The organism is Clostridia bacterium (assembly GCA_024685775.1).
GTDB lineage: Bacteria > Bacillota > Clostridia > Christensenellales > CAG-1252 > CAG-1252.
Genome location: JAIKVL010000038.1, coordinates 47,830 through 66,453, shown reverse-complemented (window position 1 = coordinate 66,453; position 18,624 = coordinate 47,830). Strand labels below are relative to the sequence as shown.

Below are 18,624 nucleotides of genomic sequence, written 5' to 3'. Positions count from 1 at the left end.
TCCGTCAGATCCCGATCTTCTTCAACGTCTCTTTCAGTTTCGATAGAAGCCTTTTATGCCGCTGGCGAACGGCGGCGTACTCGATCCCGAGGATCGGCGCGATCTCCTTTAAAGAATAGCCTTCCCAGTAATGCATTTCGACGATCTTTTTCTCGATCTCGCCGAGTCCGCCGATCGCTTCGTACAGATCGCCGAACAGCTCTTCCTTATGCTTTTCTTCCTGCTCGAATTCGATCTCGCCGTGAACGTAACGAGCTTCTTTTTGCACCTTTCGCTTGGCGATACTGTCGCATTGGAGATAGACCCAAGCAGTCGGATACAGGACGTGCGGCAGATGCTCCGCTTTCAGAAGCCACAGAAAGAAATCCTCGGCGACGTCTTCGGCGAAAGGTTTTCCGTAGGTCTTTGCGACGTGAAAAACGATCCTGCCGAAATAATACCCGTGCAGTTTCGTCAGCGCCCGTTCGCTCGTCTTTACGGACAAAAGCAATCTGTTGAATTCGCTCTCGTTCAAGGTTTTCTCCTTCCCGCGGAGCTTCCGCGTGTCGGTTTTATCATATCACCTCGGGGAAAAAGTCGTCAAGTTACGCCCGCGATCCGCGCCGTCCGCTTTATAGTTGCTTCCATTTCCCGAAAATGTGACAAAAATAATCAAAGTTTTGAAAAAGGGCAGAAAAAGATCGGCAATCAGCCGATCTTTCTCTCCCCTGATCCGCACTCGGCGAAATCAGATCTTAAAGACCGACGGAACGCACCCGAACAACGTTGTATGGAGCGGCACGTCGAACGCGGTCGCAAAGTCGAATCCCGATTGAGGGCGAATCGCCCGCATCGCCGGGGAAAGCCTCCGTACGCTTCCCCGAATAAGGACGAGCGGTCGAATCTTCTCCGAAATCCTTCGCTGTCCCTTTTCGCTTTGCATTTACCGCGGCATACCGAAAAAACGTTATACAGAAAGAAAGGTAAGTACGCCCCGAAGATCCATAAAACCGAAATTACATCGCTTTTTCTCCTCCTTTTCGGATCAATAGTTCTCGCAATTGATCTCGAAATACGATTGAGGATGCGCGCAGGTCGGGCAGATGTCGGGCGCTTTTTCGCCGACGACGATATGCCCGCAGTTGCGGCATTCCCAGACTTTGACGCTGCTTTTTTCGAAGACCTGCGCCGTTTCGATGTTTTTCAAAAGCGCGCGATAGCGCTCTTCGTGATGCTTTTCGATCGCCCCGACAAGGCGAAATTTCTTCGCGAGCTCGGGGAAGCCTTCCTTTTCGGCGGTGACGGCGAAGGACTCGTACATATCCGTCCATTCGTAATTTTCCCCGTCCGCCGCGGCTTCGAGATTCTCCGCCGTGCTTCCGAGCCCTTTCAGCTCTTTGATCCAAAGTTTCGCGTGTTCTTTTTCGTTTTCCGCGGTTTTCAGGAAAAGCGCCGAGATCTGCTCGTAACCTTCCTTTTTCGCGACGGACGCGAAATAGGTATATTTATTGCGCGCTTGCGATTCGCCCGCGAACGCCGCTTCGAGATTCTTTTCGGTTTGCGTTCCCGAATACTTGTTTTCTGCCTTTGCCATTTTGATCCTCCTTATTGAGCCTTGCTTTTATCGCTCGGCTTTTCGCTTGTTTTCATACATCCGCGCATCCGCTTTCTTAAAGACGGACATCACGTCGGTTTCTCCGTCGTATCTCGCGAACCCGCATGCGACCGTCGCCTGCCCGCTCTCGCGATTCTTTTGATTTCTCTTTTCGACTTCTTCGACCCGTTCTTCGATATCGACATAATCCTCGCCCTCGGCGATCACGGCGAATTCGTCGCCGCCTACGCGGAAGACGGGGCTGTGCTTGAACACGTCGCAGATAAGTTTACACGCCGAGCGGATAAAGTCGTCGCCGGCGACGTGACCTTCGGTGTCGTTTACGCGCTTCAATCCGTTGATATCGAAGATCACGACCGCAAACGGTTTCGGATTCCCTTCTTCGATCGTTTGATTGATCTGCCCTTCGAGATCGATATACGCGTGCTTGTTCTTTACGCCCGTCAAAGCGTCGCTGTCCGCTTGTTCGCGGGCGGCGTACAGATTTTTCGCGTACTCGCGCGCCGCGTCGATGGATTTTTGCGCGCTTTCTTTCAAGCTGGTCGCCATATACTCGATCGCATCGGCAAGCGACTCGACCTCGTTTCCGGTCTTGATCTCGGGAGAAACGTAATCCGTTTTCGTTATCTCGGAACCGTTTTTAACATCGCTCGCGAAGGAACGCGCGTTCTCTTCAAGATTGAAAAGCGGACCCGTCACGTTCTTTCGGAACAGGAATCTGACGACGAGCGCGAAGATCGTGATGGCGGCGAGGACCGATCCCGCGACGGTAACGACCATCATCGCGGTGCGTCTGCGGATCGCATTGATATCTCTGTCCGCGCAGATCAGCGCGACTTTCTCTCCGTTGCTGTCGAAAAGGGTTTTACAGGCGGTAAAATACGTTCCCCAATCCGAGGACTCTTCAAAAAATCCGATCTCCTTTTTCCCGTACAGGTCGCAATAGGGTTTGAGTTCCTCTTCGGTGTATGCGTCGCTGATCTCGCCGAGTTCGAGATCGTCCTCGCCCGCGTCGCGCTCTTCTCGGCTGGTCGCGGAAATGACGTTGACCATCTCCGTCTTCGTCGGAACGACGATATAAAGATAGACAATATCGAACTCGTCGATAAATTCATTCAAAAAGGCTTGCAATTCGACGTATTTCGCGGATTTTACCCCCGTGTCGCGGCAAGCCTTCAAATCATCGGCGTCGACCCGCGTCTCAATATAAGAAACGATATCGGTAAGGCGTTCACTGTTATCTTTTTCAATGATCGAAGAAACGAATAAATACGACAGCAAAGTCGTCAGCCCGCAAAGGACGACGATAACGAGAACGGAAAGGATCAGCAAAGTCCTTTTGATCGGTCTCCGAATTCGCGTTTCGTTTCTGTTTTGTTTTCCGTCGTTACGTTTCATCCTCTCGTTTTTTTCTACGTCGATTCGGCGCTTACAATAAAAAACGCCGCTACACGCAAAGCAAGAGCGACGGTTTCATACACGGTTCGATCGATCGGATCCGACTGAACGATTCACGGAATTCGATCGTAAAAGGTGTGCAACTGGCTGCCATGGTTAAAGGCCCTATAGCTTTGCGTCATCGGGTTTCCCCGATTTTGCCGATTATTAAGTTAATTATATTTTAGTATATATATCCCAAATTGTCAATACCCTCGAAAATTTTGTCAACCGTCAATTGCATCCGAAAAAAAGGAGAGCCTTCCATCGAAGGAAGGTTCTCCCGTTTTCCGAGCGTTCGCTACGCTTCTTAAACGATACTCCAAGTAAAGGAGAAGCGCAAAATATATTTATAAGACAAGCTGTCGTAATCGACGATCTCCTCCTCTCCCCAGTAATAGTCCTCGGTCAAAAGCTCGACGTAATCCTGCGTCTCGTCGAACCCGTAGTTGCCGTTCGTCGCGTTTTGGATCCAGACGAATCCGCTGAACGTGTACTCTCCGCGCTCGAATTCGTTTGAAATGCAACCGTGCAAATTATCCGCCCAAACGTCGCGCTCGATCATAATTCCGAAATCCCGCATATCGTCGTATCCGAGATCTCCGTAATACCCCGCGCCGTCCTCAAACCCGACCTCGTAATCATCCGTCATTTTGCGGATCTCGGGAAGCGGCGATTCGGGTCTGTTGATCACGACGTTCATATAGAAATCGTCTTTCGTCAAGACCCTTTTCGTGATCGTGTACTCCGACGTGCTCGAAATATTGTGATTCGGCTCGTTATAGATCCAGCTATCGGGTTTCAGGATCGTAACGCCTTCGTAACCGTCCGCAAACTCCGAAGCGTAGACCCTGCAATACTTGCGATTCAAGCCGACGTTTCCGCCCTGATAGGTCGCGTCACTGTCCAACGAAGTCCAAACGGAAAGCCCATCCGGGACGTTAAAGACGTAAGGTTCGCCCTTGCCGTAAGCGTATTGCCCGAGGTTCACCCAAGCGAGACTTCTCGCGTCGATCGTGTCGGAATAAATCCTCCACTCGCTCTCCTTGACCGTAAGCTCGTAATTCGCGGAAAGTCCTTCTTTCAAAGATGCGCCGAGGGTCGTTTTGTATTTGCCCGTCTCCGACGTATTCAACGCCGCGATCCACGTCGCCGAGCCAACGTCGTAGACAAAATGACTCAGCTCTCCGATCTCGACGTAATCGGCGACCGTAACGCTTACCGCTTTCGGAGTCCCGTCGTTTCCGTACCGATCCGCAAGTTCAAGTCCCGTTTCGCTTTCGTTTAAGACGACGGTCTTATCTATGCCCGTGTAGTAGCCGTACGGGCGTTCTTCCGCGTTTCTCCCGGCTTGATAAATGAAGCCTTGATTGCTGTAATGGGTGCCGCCGAGGGCGGGATACAGGACCAATTTCGCCTTTTCGATCTTCCAAGTCGTCTCGACCGAAGTGACTTCGGCTTGATTCTCATCTATAAAGACGTAATTCCCGCCGTCGATCGAAAGGGTCGCGACCGTCTTGTAGTAGCCGGCGGCAGCGCTGTTTTCTCCGTCGTACGCGAAGCGATACCTGCCGTAATCGTTGCTCGTTACGACGTTGTGCGCGATCGGAGTTTCTCCGTAGACGCCCTCTTCCGTTCCGTAATAAACGTCGTAGGTAACTTTCGCGTAAAGCAACTCGTCAAGCAAAGCGTAGGAGTAATAGTACAAGTCGAGTTCTTTTCTCTGCGGCAAACCGTTATAGAGGAAATTCCCTTCTCCGACGTCGTAGACGTTCTCCGAATCGGTCGTGTTCTGCGGTCCGTACCACGCGGGCGACTGAACGATTACGACCGCGCGATTGATCGTCACTTCGATTTCGATCGGAAGCGGTTTATAGTTTTGGCTGCGCTTAAACAGGAATTGAAGGGTTTGTACGCCCGCGCCGTAGGTCGCGCCGTCGTTATACGTCACGTCCGAGACGCCGTCGATCCAGACCTCTTGATCCGCGAGCAAATCGCGCGTTGCCTCGGTAAACGCGTTCGCGCCGATGGTCTCGAAAGAGCCCGAGGACGAATAGTCGGCGCTCGCTTTCAGGGTAGCGGACGAGACCGCGCTCGGAAGGACGTAATCGATCGGGTCGACGACGACGTTAAGCGAAACGGCGGAAATCCGCGTTCCGTCCGCCCAACGATAGTTGCCCGATTTCGTCTGATCCGCGAGATCGATCTCCACGAAGTACGATCCGTTTTCAAAGGGATAGACGTCCACGATCAAGCCGCCGGCATTCTTCCGAACGGTGAAAGCAGGATCGTTATCCAAATTGGTCGCGACTGCGATCTCGCTTCCCGTATAAGGATAGTGATAGTATTCGACGCCGTTCCGCGTCTCGCTCCACTGATACCCGGAAAGAGTCGGATATGCGACTTTCTTCGGCGTGATCTTCCAAGAGCAGACGTCCGCGCCGACCATGCCGCCTTCGAAGACGTAATTGTTTTGATCTTCGTCCCTGATAAAGGCGTAGCAGAAATAGCCGCCGTCTTCCCCGTTCGCGTCGATCCCTTGATTCGTCTCCGAAACCCCGTTCGACAGCGTGATATGATCGCCGAATCCGTGCAAATTGACGGGGAGCGTGATTACCTGCCCCGTGTATTCAAACGTCGTAGGGCCGTCTACGGACGGGATCGGAACGATCTTTTTCGCGATCGACCAACGGAAGGTTTTTTCCGTGACGTTTCCTCCGTATTGATCCACCCAAGCGTACCCGGGCGCGGCGACGAGGCAAAGCATATAATCCCCCGCGTCCGTCGCGCTGCGCGTGCCGAGATTTTCTTCGGTCGAGATCGAAATTTTGCCGTCGGAAAGAAGCGTCTCGATCCGATCCGCTTGTTCGCGCTGCGCGTCGAGCTCGGTTATAAGGTCAAACGGGGTTCCCTCATACGAAAAACGCTTTTCGACGCTATCGTCGAGAGCGGGCAGCGGCGTCAGCGAAGTTACGACTTCGACCGAGACGTAAGCGTTGTGCGACCCGTAGGTTATCGTGACGGAATACGTTCCCGCGGTGACGTTTTCCGAGATCGAGCTTGCGTCGATGGAAAAGCCGCCCGTGATCGAAGCCTCGCTCCCATCCGAATAAACGGCTTTTACCGCAAAATCACTCACCGAAAACGAAACCGCCTGCCCTTCCGGCAGGACGAACTTTCCCTCCGAAACCGTCTTGTCCGAGTCTGCGGAAGGCGCGGCGTCCAACCGCACGATCTGTTTTTCGGGCTCGGGTTTTGGGTCTGCCCCCGGCTTATCGCACGCAACCGTGACGAGCGCAAGGCTCAGCGCGAGGACAAAAATCGCGGTGATCAAAATCAATCGTTTCAACTTTTCGCTCATTGTCTTTTCCCTCCGATTCTAAACAATGAATGCAAAACATAACATTTTTTGTATTATACTCCATTCAATCGTCTTTCGTCAATGGGGTATTTCGTTCAAAACTTTCCTTTTCGGAAATTCCGTTTGATGATCCGAAAGAAAAAAAACGGCGAGATCATTCGCCGTTTTACATTCAAAAAAAACGTGTCTCTTTTTCGGGGAAAAACTCCGAACGAGGGAAAATTTTTATTTTTTCTGAGTGTAGATCTCGATCGACGCCGTCGTCCCTTTCCCGATCTCGCTGAAAAGATACAAAGCTCCCGCCGAAAGCGTATGAAGCCTGTTTTTAACGTTTCGGATCCCGATATGCGTCGAATCGAGCGCTTTATTGACGTCAAACCCGACGCCGTCGTCCTCGATCGTTATAAAGACCGAATCGCCCCTTTTCTTCGTCGTGATCTTGACCGTCCCGCCCTCGCGCTTGACCGAAACGCCGTGCTTGACCGCGTTTTCCGCAAGGATTTGGACGCTCATCGCGGGAACGTAAAAATTATCTTCTTCGATATCGTAATCGACTTTCAGTTTTTCCCCGAAGCGAATCTTTTCCAGGCGAAAATAGGTTTGCACGTTTTCGAGCTCCATATCGAAGGGGATCAGCTGGTTTTCATTGATCGTCGTCAGCGTTTGGCGCAGGAATCTCGCGAAATCGCCGATCGCTTTTTTCGTCGTGTCCGGATTGTTCGGAAGCGCTTGGATCGCCGTCAAAGCGTTATAAATAAAATGCGGCGAAACTTGACTGTGCAAAAGTTGTTCGTTCGCGCGGGTAACGTCTTTCCGCAGGCGATCCGCTTCTTCTTTTTCCTTTTCTAAACGAACCTCGCTTTTCGAGCATTCCACCGCAAGCGCCGCCAAAAAACCGAGGATCCCGAGCATCGCGAAAAAGGTGATCTGCGGGAAAACGATATCGAGCGCAGTACCCGCCGCGAAAAAGCCGAACAGCATCACGAACATCATCGCGTCCTGCCTCGACAGCGCGCGTCGGTTCAAAACAGCCCAAACCACGCCGGCAAGCCAAAGCCCTCCTTCCAAGACGGGAAGGATCCAAAACGCCTTTCCGATAAAAATTTGGTTTCCTTTGCCGACGTCAAACAAAAAGTGCGTAAACCCGTTGACGACGAGCAAGATCGCCGCGACGCCGGATAAAGCGGTTATAACGATCGACCATACCAAATATTTCTTGGGCGGGACGGAAGCGAGACGACCGACCGCCCAAAAGATTGCGCAAAGAAGCCCGAGGCTCGCCGCGATCGTTATGCTGCGAAAGGCAAAGATCGGTCCGCGGGCGGCATACGGCTGCGCGATATAAACCCGAGAAATCCCGCCGAAAATCGAGATTACCAAAAACATCAAAAGAATAATGATTTTATTAACCTTTTCATCCGATTTGGCGCGAGAAAAAAACGCTATGCTGAGCGATGCCAAGATCGCGAGCACCGCGGCGATACAAGAAATTGCCAAATCAAAGTAATACAGCTCCATAAATGAATTATAGAGCCTATGCGAAAAAAAGTCAATATCCGACTTTTTCCGCAAAACGCGGTTTACGAAAACGAGCGGAAGCCAAAACCCCCGCTCGCATTTTCCGTTTCGATCGATGAAAAACGATCGTTCCGATCAGATCACGCCGAGCGGGATCAGAATCGCAAGTAACAGAATATTCAGCCCGACGAGCGAGAACAGGAAGATCTTTTTCGCCTTGGGCTTCATCTTCGGGACGTAATTCGCCGCGATAAAGAACGGAACGTAGGTCGTGATCCAGACGGGAAGGACGCCCCACCACTTATAGACCCAAATAAAGGAGCCGTTTTCCGTCCCCGCGAGGAAAGATTCGATCAACGCGAACAGGAGCGACATTCCGAGGACTCCTGCGAAACGCATCGTGATCTTGAATTTGCCGCGCTCGAAAAGGACTTTATCGGGATTATCGCCGAGCATTTTATAAGAGATGATACCCGCGATGGAGAACATCATCGAGAGTTCCCAGCAAACACCGATCAACAGAATAAAGGTCGTGCTCGCGCCTGACACGCACCACAAAGGATACCCCGACGCCTTTCCGATCACGGCGTTCATAATCTCGTAGAACCAATGCACGGAATAGAGCGCGATTCCCGCGACGACGGCGTCGTAATTCTTGTTCTTGATCTCCGTCCAATAGACGTAAAACACGACCGCCAAAATAAAGATGAACGTCCAATTGAAATTCTCGGTACTGCGAACCGCGGTATACGCGTTTTTGACTCTTTCCGCCGCATCCGAGCCGCTCGGTCCGAAGAAAATAAAATGCATAATCCTACCTCCCTTCGTTGATATTTTCAGTATACCATTCCCATCCCGATCCGTCAATATCCGATTTACAACCGCCCCGCCGCCGATCCTGCCGTCGCAGAAAAAAAGGCAGGATTTTGTCCTGCCCTCTTGATTCGTTGTCGATTCAACCTCTTTCGCGCATTTCGTACGCCGTATCCTCGTCGATCAATCGAAGCATAATTTTCGCGAAATTCGGATCGAATTGAGTTCCGACGCCCCGCTCGATCTCCGCCCTGACTTTTTCCTGCGGAAGCGGATCGCGGTAACTGCGCTTGGAAGTCATCGCGTCGTAGGCGTCCGCGACGGCGATAATCCGCGCGAGTTCGGGCGTTTCTTCGCCCCTCTTCCCTTCCGGATATCCTTTGCCGTCGTATCGCTCGTGATGCGAGTATGCACCCTCGACCAAGAACGGAGAGAGGTTGACGCTTGAAAGAATATCTTTCCCGATAACGGGATGCTTTTTCATTTCCTCGTATTCCTCGTCCGTAAGCCGCCCTTTCTTATTGATAACGGAGTCGGAAATTCCGATCTTCCCGACGTCGTGGACGAGAGCCGCGTAATAGATTTCTTCGCATTCCTGTTCGCTCTTTCCCGCGAGAGACGCGATCTCTTTGGAATACTTCGCAACGCGCGTAGAGTGACCGTGCGTGTATTTGTCTTTCGCGTCGATGGCGTTTGCCAAAACCAACGCCGTCTGATTGAGCAAGACGTCCTTTTGATGCTTGCGCTCTTTTAAGTACTCCGTTTCGCGTTCGTGCGCTTCCATCATCGTTTTATCGATATCGAAAATAACGAAGACGTAAAGAATGACCGCGGTAACGGCGGTGGAAATATTGGTCAGGGACAATCCATAGGTAAACACCTGCACGGCGGAAGAGATCAACGGCGCGACGGAAAAGACGATCAAACCGATCTGCATTCGAGTCGAAAGATTCCGATGATATTGAATGATGACGGAAAGTTGAAGAATCAAAATGATAATCGGGAAAAGATAACAAACGATGAATCCGGGGGATCGAACATAGCGATTGGCTTCGTCGAACGTGTAATACAATCCCGTAAACTGCGAAACGATCAAGACAGCGACGCCGACCAGCGCGAGCCATTTTACGAGTTTGAGACGAAAGGGCGTTTCCCCGTTCCACTTATCTTTGAAAACGTCGGTCAAATAAAGATTGAACGCGAATAAAACCAAGATCGTCAAGAAGAAGACCGCGAAATTGGAGATCCGAACCATCCAGAATCCGAGTCGACTGACGTCTCCCCTGTACATGTATGCAAAATAATCGAAGAGCAAGAGGAAAGCCGCCGTGATTTCCAAAAGGACCATCGGAATTTTTTTATTTTTCGGAATGGATTTCGTGATTACCGCGAAAAGAGAGACGACGACGCAAATGCCGATCAACGCGATCATTATTTCCGTTTGTAACGCTTGCAAACGTTCCATTTATCACCTCTCGAATCGTCGGACGTTCTCTTTTGCCGCAGGAAGCGACCCTCGCTTTCCGCTTTGCGTTTCCTCGATCGAAAACGCGATCAATATCCCAAATTTTCTCCTACCAAAATGACGTGGATCCGATCTTTGTGGCGGGAATACCGCGTGATCAGAAACTCACAGCAAATCGTGTCGGGACTTTTGCAATCGGCGCAAGATCCCGTCAGCGCGCAGGGCGTTTTCAGCCCGAAACGCTGCGCGTTTATGGGGGCTGCGATATTTCTGGCGCGCTTGATCGCGCCGTCGAGATCGGGAGCGACTTTATTCATCCCGACCACCAAAACCAATCTTTTCGGACCGAACGCGATCGCGGACACGCGGTTTGCGTTGCCGTCGATATTCACCATGATCCCGTCTTCGGTGATCGCGTTTGCGCTTGCGAGGAAGACGTCCGCGTCATAAGCGAGAAGCATCGCCTCGCGGGGGTTTTGATATTCGGCGCGATCGATAAAGCGGTAATTCCCCGCCTTTAACGCGTCCGTCAATCCGATCTCCTTTACGCTCATGCTGCCGCCCATCGTAACAACCGATCCCTCGGGGATCAATGACAAAGCGATCTTCAACGCTTCGCTTTTGTTCTCGGCGTAATAGCCTTGCATATTGCGCGACGAAAGTCCTTTTATGATCTTTCCGGCGAGAAGTTCGTTTCTTTTTTTGACGTTTTCGTCCATAGCGCCGAGTCTCCTTACATCCTGTATTTTTTCGGTCCCGTCAGATCCGACCAAGTCGCGTAGTTCGCCATATACGCGCCCTGATACGCGTTGATCGCCTTGATATCGCCTTTCAGATAATCGTAATAATCGCAACCGATCATATCGGGATCGATCGCGTAAGAGTTATGCGCTTTGAGAAGGATCGAGCCGCCGCCGAGAGAAGCCAGCGTCTTACTCAAAACGGAAAACGCCTGCGACAAGGATTGATCCCCGCTCGCACTGTCGTCGAAGACGTTTACAAGCAATTCCGAGCGCGTGCATGCGGCGCCGTTCTTATCGATCAAATACGCCAAGAGTTCTTTCGCTTTCGCGCGGGCGAATCGGACGGGCGCGCCGTCGCAATAAAATTCGAAATTTCCGAAGGTTTGCGCGTAAAACTTCTGTCCGTTCCCCTTCCCCGTCGTCGGGTACAGGAGATTTTCGAATTGTTCTTTCAGCTGACCTTCGTCGATGGGTTTCAGCAAGTACCCGCTGGCGTGAAGGCGGATCGCGTCCATCATATAATCCGAATATCCCGTCACGAAAACGATATTCGCGCGCGGGTAAATCACTTTTACGCGGTGCGCGAATTGGATTCCCGTCATATCATACATTCTGACGTCGCTGAAAACGACGTCGGGCTTCACCCCGCTCTCCAACGCCTGCAAAGCGGGAACAGGATCGCGAAACATATAAAGCTCGGCGTCCGGCTTGATCTTTTTTATTGTGTCCGAAATTGATTTCAACGCCAAAGCTTCGTCGTCAACTGCTAAAATGATCATTTTTCACGCTCCTTGTTTTTTCTTCGGTCGGCGGGTTTTGCCGCATCGCCGTTTCGGTTTCTCCGTTTCCTATCGCTTCGCCCGTTTTCGGCGTGTCTTCATAAACCCCGTTCTCCTCTGCAAGACCTCGATAAAACCGTTCTTTGATCAAAAACATTTCCGAGATCATATAGCGATTCGAGCGCGCAAGTTTCCGATTGGTCAGAAATCTCTTTTTGAAATAGAGTTCTTTGTCCGCTTCGGTCTTTTTTCTCGCAAGATTGCAAACGTCTTCTCTTTCTTCTTTGCTGAGATCTTGCAGATCGTGCTCCTTTAAGTACTCCTCTTTGTCTTTGAGCGCGTCCGCTTCAAACATCTCCGGAACGTGCGTAAATATGCTGTTTTGCAACTGTTCGCCACGTTCACGATAATAATAATCGCTGATATCGCCCGCGCGGAAAGCGTCCCTGAGAGCGCTGCGCCGAAGCATCGTCGATTTCGCGAGAAGCTCTTCCGCCCTCGCCTTCTTGCTCTCCAAAGTCTCGTATTTTTTGCCTTTCGCCTCGATCAACGCCCGATCCAATTTCCGAATGATTCTGCCGATTTTCAGCGCGTCTCTGTTAAACCGTTCGTCTTCTTTGCGAACGGCGTTATGCTTTTTCTCCAAATGCGATTTACGAATGAATTCGCGGCAATCGGAATCTACCGACGAAAGGTCTTTCGCAAATTCCATACCGTCGAAGGCGAAAGGAGCCCGATCCCCGCTGAGCAAGACGGATCGAACGAAATTCTTCGGCTGTTTGAGAAAGAGTTCCAGCTGATTTTTCTCATCCGCGCCGCTTAAAACGAGGATTTGCGCCGCTTGGCGATGCAGCAGATTGAGGACGGCGACGGACAGCTCGTCCTTATGCAGAGCCTCCGTTTCCGCTTGGTCCGCGCCCGCGGATAATTCATCCAAATCGAGGATGCAATCTTTTATGGTTTTAACGTATTTTTTTGCGGTAACGTTGTTTTTGACGATGAGTTCCAAATCATCGATCGGAGCGGCTTCGTCGCTTTCTTTATAAAGCGGCAACGAGCCTTTCTGCCGAGGATTCAGCAACAACATACAAGCTAAATTATTCACTTCTCTGGCGACGCCGTGGCGAGCGATCTCCCGCCTGAGATTCTCCCGAGAAAGAGGTTCGGAGGCGTCGGAAAACGCTCGACTTCCGCCGAGTTCTTTCCAAATCATCTGATACAGATCCTTCAATGCGCCCATGACCGACACTCCAATCTACTCTGAGATACTCTCATTGTAGCACCGCGAGTATTACAAAAATATTACAAAAAGCGTCGATCTCTGAAATCATTTGATTCCGCGCGTTATATTTTTTTTCGAATCCATTATACTTCAATCGCGAGGATACCGTCAATACCCTACCCGCTCCGTCGGCGATCCGCTCGCTTGCTCCGCTCAATCGCGCATATCTTTTTCAAAACGGGAAGGACTGATTTCTTTCTTTCCCGATCGGTTTCGGATGCAAAAAGAGCCGCCGTTTCGGCGTAAACGCGACGTGGCATTTTCATTCCGACCTGTCTTTTCTTAACGATTACGAAAAATTTTAATAGTGCAAAAAAGCACCTCGCATGAGGTGCTTTTTATGAGTTTTTCGTTCGTAATAAGTTCTCGGAGCAATCCTTCGACGCTCCGCGTACGAATCCGTTACGACAATTTCCAGCTGACGGCTTTTTTCCTGCCCGTAATGAAGTTTCTGTAAATACCGTCTTGCTTTACGAGTTCGTCGTGTTTGCCCTGCTGAACGATTTTCCCTTTATCGACAACCACGATCTGATCTGCGTTACGGACGGTTTTCAACCTGTGCGCGATCATAATGATCGTTTTTTGTTTGGTGAGATTCTCGATCGCTTCGGTGAGTTCTTTTTCGTTTTCGGGATCGACGTTTGCGGTCGCCTCGTCCAAAATGATAATCGGTGCATCCTTCATTATGGCGCGCGCGATTGCTATGCGCTGTTTTTCTCCGCCCGACAGCGACGCGCCGCCTTCGCCGACGATCGTTTCGTACCCGTTCGGAAGAGCGGCAATGAAATCGTGGCAGGATGCCTTCTTCGCCGCCTCTATTACCTCTTCCATCGACGCTTCGGGTCTTCCGAATCGGATATTGTTTGCAATGGTATCTTCAAACAAATAGACCCTTTGGAAAACGAAACTGAAATTTTCCATCAGCGAGTCGAAGCTGAAATCTTTGACGTTTCTTCCGCCGAGCGTGACAGCTCCTTCGTTTACGTCCCAAAATCTTGCGATAAGAGCAGTCATCGTCGTCTTGCCCCCGCCCGAAGGACCCACGATCGCCGTAGTCGTGTTTTCTTTGATATCGAGCGTGATATCGTCGATGATCTTGCGTTTCTCGTAAGCGAATCCGACGTGTTCGAGATGAATATTCCTGTTTTCGGGCTTGATGGTTTCGCCGTCGATATCCATTTGCTCGACGTCGAGTATTTCGTTTGCGAGATCGACGCCTTTGCCGATTATTTTCAGAAGCGCCGTATAAGTCCCCGCAAGATCCAAAGATTCGAACACGATAAACGAGCATAGCAACATCGTTATGGTATAAACGAGTTTCATATAGCCGCCTAAATACAAGGCGACAGACGCGCCGGCTATGACGACGCCGATCAGTTTTACGATAAAGTTTTGCACTCCGACCGCGGGTATTGCCGCGAGTTCGGCTCTGATATCGGCTTTTTTCTTTCTTTCGATGGCATTTTTCAGTCTTGACCGATTCTGCCCGACGATATTGTAATTCCTTATCTCGGCGATGCCTTGAATGTATTCCAATATCACGCCGACCATATCCCTGTCCGACGAAAGTTTTTCATCCGCGACCTTGGCGACGCTTTTGTTCGTCCACATATTGACAAGTAAAAATGCGCCTATCCCCGCAAGGGCAATCAGACCGATGCGCCAGTCGAAAACGAACATAAAGATCGCGACCACCACCGTCGTGATACTGCCTTGCATTACCATCATAATCGCGCGCGTCGCGATATCACCCGTCTGCTCCATCGTATTGGTCGTGACGGACGTGATATGCCCGAGGCTCGTATCGTTAAAGTACCCCATGGGAAGATACCTTAAATGTTCGCCGATCTCGATTCTTTTCAATGCGCAGGTATCGTAACCCGCTTCCGTTTGAAGCATGGAGGAAAAGCGGCTGACGCACATTTTGCCGAGCGTGCTTATAAGCATAAGTCCGACAACGAGAAGAATCGCTTTTACGTCGATTGCGTTTCCGATCGCCGCTTTCATCGCGAAAAATGCGGCGGGGATCTTCATCGCGGTAAAAATCGCTTCCACTACGCCGAGCAAGGCGGATAGATAGAATTTCTTCCTATTCTTTTTGCTGCAAAACGCAAAGAATTTCTTTACCATTTTAATCATTTTAAGCCTCCTTTGCGGAAATCACGCCCGCATCGGTGTCTTCATCTTTTGCGATACTGTGAGCTTCCCACATCTTTTTATACAGATCGCAATCGTCCAGCAACTCCTCTTGCTTGCCCGACGCCACGACGTTGCCGTCGTTTATGACGAAGATCTTATCCGCCGCCGTTATCGTCGAAAGTCGATGCGCGATCACGATAAGCGTTCTGCCTTCAACGAGCTTCGCCACGCTCGTCTGGACAAGCGCCTCGTTTTCGGGATCGGTATACGCCGTCGCTTCGTCAAGGATAACGACGGGGGCGTTTTTGAGCATTGCTCGGGCGATGCAGATGCGTTGCCTTTCGCCGCCCGACAAATGACCGCCCGCTCCGCCGGCGACCGTGTCGTAGCCGTTTTCAAGCCCCATAATAAACTCGTGACAGCCCGTTGCTTTGGCAGCGTTTACGACATCTTCATCCGTTGCGCCCGCTCTTCCGAGGCGGATATTTTCTTTAATCGACAGATCGAATAGGTAATTCTCTTGCGCGACGTACGAGATTTGTTCCATATACCATTTCAGCGGCAACTCTCTTATGTCCACGCCGCCGTAAGTTATCGAACCCGAATCGACGTCCCAAAGCGAATCGATCAGCCGCGCGACGGTACTTTTCCCCGATCCGGACGGACCGACGATCGCGACGAACTCTCCTTGCTTGATCGACATATTCACGCCGTGCAGAACTTCCTTTTCTTTATACGAAAATTTTACGTCTTTAAGACAAATATCCGAGCCTTGCGGAACCCTTGTCAATTCGGAAGGTCTTTCCATTTCCTTTCTTTCGAGGATCTCGGTAACTTCCCCAAAGATGGTCCCCATTTTCAATAAGTCGTCTGTATAAGAGAACGCGACCACGAGCGGAGTGATCAACCCTGCCGACAAAATGATGCAGGTTATGAATTCACCCACAGTGAGCGAACCGCCGCGAACGAGGAGCAAACCAATCGGCAAAACTCCCAAAAAAGTTGCCGGCAAAAACGCCATCGTGCCCGATTGCGGCCAAATGCACCTTCTCATCCAGCTGATAAACACGTCCGCACCTTCTCTTGCCGCCGTAACGAACTTTTCGTACGAACTGCCCGTCTTGCCGAAGGCTTTTATTACTTCTATGCCGTTTATATATTCCACGGCGGTATCGTTGAGCTTTTTCGTTTTCGCGACCGAAAGCTCGTATCCGCCCTTCGACTTTGCCATCATAATCGCCATGAATATAAGCCCTATAAACGCTCCGACAAGATTGGCGAGTCCCATACGCCAATCGATCGTCATAATGTAAACGAACATTACGATAGGCAAAATGAGGTTTGCCGTAAACTCCGGCACGATGTGAGCCAAAGTGGTTTCCATGGAATCCACGCGTTCGACGATTATATTCTTATAGCTTCCGCTGTTGTCGTCGAGAACGGATCCGAGCGGAATTTTTGAAAGTTTCTCGCAAAGCTGTTCTCGGATACCTCCCAAGACGGTGAAAGTCGCGACATGCGACAGAGAAGTCGAAAAGGAGTGCAACGTCATTCTGATAAGCCAAAACAAAGCCATCAAAAGGACCTGAATCAAATAATAGCCCCAATTCCCATTCCCGGCAAGCAAGCGTTCGACGATCCCCGCAATGATAATATAGGGAATAAAAGACGCAGCGACTCCGAGCATCGCAAGCGCGACGCTGCCGCCGAAATACGCCCGCTTTCTCCCCGCGAATTCGAGCACCCACGATAAAATTCCTCGTTTCTTCTTTTTCATATTCCCCCTCCGAGAGAAATCCCCTCTCCCCTTTATCGTTTTTTCGGCAAAGACTACTCCACTTCTAAAAAAAGATCAAGCAGCCGACGCAAGTTAGTCTACGCTAACCGAATCAAGTTTACGCCCGCCGATGCGCCGATGTCAAGAAAAACACGGCATAATATGAATTTTATTTCATATTTTCGAATAAAATTATTTTCACACTGTGATGAATCTCTTTCGGATCACCGTACGATTCTGCGATTTGCGCAAAAAAAAAGAGCGGATCGCTCCGCTCTCTTTTTTTGTTTTTCTTTTTGATTTGAGATCAGTTTTTCTTTTCCTTCAAAAGGTCCCGAATTTCCGCCAAAAGACCTTCGGTGGAATTCGCTTTGGCTTCGGCAGCCGCTTCCGCCGCCGCCTTCTCTTCTTCGGCTTTCTTCTCCGCGGCGAGCTTTTGGTCGATCTCGCGGATCTCCGCCCAGCTCTTGCCTTCTCTGCGGAGCGCGCGGACTTCGGGTTTTATAAGGACGAGGAATCCTTTTTTGACTTTTCCGAGACCCGCTTGCGCCTTATTGTACGCCTTGATGATGATAAACAGGACGAGCGCGGTCAAAAGGAACGTAATGATCGCGGAAATGACGGCGCCCCAATCGAGGACCAACGCTTCGGTCAGGACGTTTCCTTCCGCGTCCACGACAGCGTGACGAAGAATGGTCTGTAAGCCCGTCTCGCTGATCGGGATCAGGTTGATAAGCGGTTTCAAAATGCCGTTTACGACAGCCGTAATGATCGCGGTGAACGCCGCTCCGATGATCATGCCGACGGCAAGATCCATAACGTTGCCGCGACTGATAAACTCTTTGAATTCTTTGATAAGTTTCTTCATAGCAATCCTCCCTTTTATCGCGATCAACGCGCGAATTGTTCTTTTTTATTGTAGCGCGTTTCGTCGATTTTTGTCAATACGGTCACTCGTTTTTCGGTTCGTCCGCTTCGTCGAACGCATAACGGACGGCTTTCAGATACAAGCCCTCGGGCGGCATCGTTTTGCCTGCGCGGGTGCGATCGAGGGAAGCGATGATCTCGGGGATCTCCTCCGCTTTGAGCTTCCCGATCCCGACGTAATAAAGAGTTCCGACCATAATACGGACCATATTATATAAAAACCCGTTTCCGGTGACTTCGAATCGGATCTCGTCGCCCATTTCTTCGATCGTAAAGGAATAGATCGTCCGAACGGTCGTTTTGACGTGACCGCCCGCCGCCTGAAAGCATTTGAAATCGTGCTCCCCGATAAGAAAAGCCGCGGCGCGGCGCATCTCCTCGACGTTCGGTTTTTTGGGGACGAACGCGGCGAAATCTTCCCGCAAAGGACTGCTTACGGGCGAACAAACGAGACGATATAAATACGTTTTGGAAAGAGCGTTGAAACGCGCGTTGAAATCCTTCTCCACCTCGCGCGCGGATTTTACACGGACGCTTTTCGGAAGATGCGCGTTCAAAGCGATCGGGAGTTTTTCGAGCGGGATCTTCGTCGCCGTGTCGAAATGGACGGCTTGCGCGATCGCGTGGACCCCGGCGTCCGTCCTGCCGCTGCCGTGCATCACGGCGTTCTCCCCCGTGACTTCGAAGACGGCTTTTGCCAAAACCGCCTGAACCGAAAGCCCGTTCTTCTGCCGTTGCCAGCCGCAATACTTGCTGCCGTTATACTCCACGCGAAGCAAAACTCTCATA

The 18,624-nt window shown here is 50.8% G+C and carries 14 protein-coding genes and 1 riboswitch; all 14 genes read right to left on the bottom strand.

Going from position 1 to position 18,624, the window contains the following annotated elements; translation table 11 throughout:
- Positions 1 to 4 precede the first annotated feature (4 nt).
- Positions 5 to 514: a sigma-70 family RNA polymerase sigma factor gene (locus K5753_07215; protein ID MCR4726989.1), complete on the bottom strand. Its 510-nt coding sequence runs from the start codon at positions 512 to 514 to the stop codon at positions 5 to 7.
- A 510-nt stretch (positions 515 to 1,024) separates the two neighbouring features.
- The gene (locus K5753_07210; protein ID MCR4726988.1) at positions 1,025 to 1,573 is read right to left on the bottom strand and encodes a rubrerythrin family protein; all 549 of its coding nucleotides are present in this window, start codon (positions 1,571 to 1,573) and stop codon (positions 1,025 to 1,027) included.
- Positions 1,574 to 1,600: 27 nt separating this feature from the next.
- Complete coding sequence (locus K5753_07205; GenBank protein ID MCR4726987.1) at positions 1,601 to 2,992, bottom strand: GGDEF domain-containing protein; 1,392 nt, start codon at positions 2,990 to 2,992, stop codon at positions 1,601 to 1,603.
- A gap of 135 nt (positions 2,993 to 3,127) precedes the next feature.
- Positions 3,128 to 3,204: riboswitch (cyclic di-GMP riboswitch) on the bottom strand.
- A gap of 137 nt (positions 3,205 to 3,341) precedes the next feature.
- Positions 3,342 to 6,392 (bottom strand): hypothetical protein, encoded by a 3,051-nt coding sequence (locus tag K5753_07200; GenBank protein MCR4726986.1) that lies wholly within the window; start codon positions 6,390 to 6,392, stop codon positions 3,342 to 3,344.
- Positions 6,393 to 6,617: 225 nt separating this feature from the next.
- Positions 6,618 to 7,910, bottom strand: a complete 1,293-nt coding sequence (locus K5753_07195) for a histidine kinase (GenBank protein ID MCR4726985.1) — start codon at positions 7,908 to 7,910, stop codon at positions 6,618 to 6,620.
- Positions 7,911 to 8,045: 135 nt separating this feature from the next.
- Positions 8,046 to 8,720 carry a hypothetical protein gene (locus K5753_07190; protein MCR4726984.1) on the bottom strand — a complete coding sequence of 225 codons (675 nt, stop codon included), beginning with the start codon at positions 8,718 to 8,720 and terminating at the stop codon, positions 8,046 to 8,048.
- Between the two features lie 145 nt (positions 8,721 to 8,865).
- On the bottom strand, positions 8,866 to 9,660 hold the full coding sequence (locus K5753_07185) for an HD-GYP domain-containing protein (protein MCR4726983.1): 795 nt from the start codon (positions 9,658 to 9,660) through the stop codon (positions 8,866 to 8,868).
- A gap of 617 nt (positions 9,661 to 10,277) precedes the next feature.
- Entirely contained in the window at positions 10,278 to 10,907 is a 630-nt protein-coding gene (locus tag K5753_07180; GenBank protein ID MCR4726982.1) for a lactate utilization protein, read from the bottom strand.
- A 14-nt stretch (positions 10,908 to 10,921) separates the two neighbouring features.
- A complete protein-coding gene (locus tag K5753_07175; protein ID MCR4726981.1) occupies positions 10,922 to 11,710 on the bottom strand; it encodes a response regulator in 789 nt (262 codons plus the stop codon).
- Positions 11,691 to 12,950, bottom strand: coding sequence for a hypothetical protein (locus K5753_07170; protein MCR4726980.1), 1,260 nt, complete (start codon positions 12,948 to 12,950; stop codon positions 11,691 to 11,693). Before K5753_07170 ends, K5753_07175 begins: the two co-directional genes overlap by 20 nt.
- Positions 12,951 to 13,394: 444 nt before the next feature.
- The gene (locus K5753_07165; protein MCR4726979.1) at positions 13,395 to 15,131 is read right to left on the bottom strand and encodes an ABC transporter ATP-binding protein/permease; all 1,737 of its coding nucleotides are present in this window, start codon (positions 15,129 to 15,131) and stop codon (positions 13,395 to 13,397) included.
- A gap of 1 nt (position 15,132) precedes the next feature.
- Positions 15,133 to 16,908 (bottom strand): ABC transporter ATP-binding protein/permease, encoded by a 1,776-nt coding sequence (locus K5753_07160; GenBank protein MCR4726978.1) that lies wholly within the window; start codon positions 16,906 to 16,908, stop codon positions 15,133 to 15,135.
- Positions 16,909 to 17,215: 307 nt separating this feature from the next.
- A complete protein-coding gene (gene mscL, locus K5753_07155; protein ID MCR4726977.1) occupies positions 17,216 to 17,776 on the bottom strand; it encodes a large conductance mechanosensitive channel protein MscL in 561 nt (186 codons plus the stop codon).
- Between the two features lie 82 nt (positions 17,777 to 17,858).
- Entirely contained in the window at positions 17,859 to 18,623 is a 765-nt protein-coding gene (gene truA, locus K5753_07150) for a tRNA pseudouridine(38-40) synthase TruA (GenBank protein MCR4726976.1), read from the bottom strand.
- Position 18,624 lies beyond the last annotated feature (1 nt).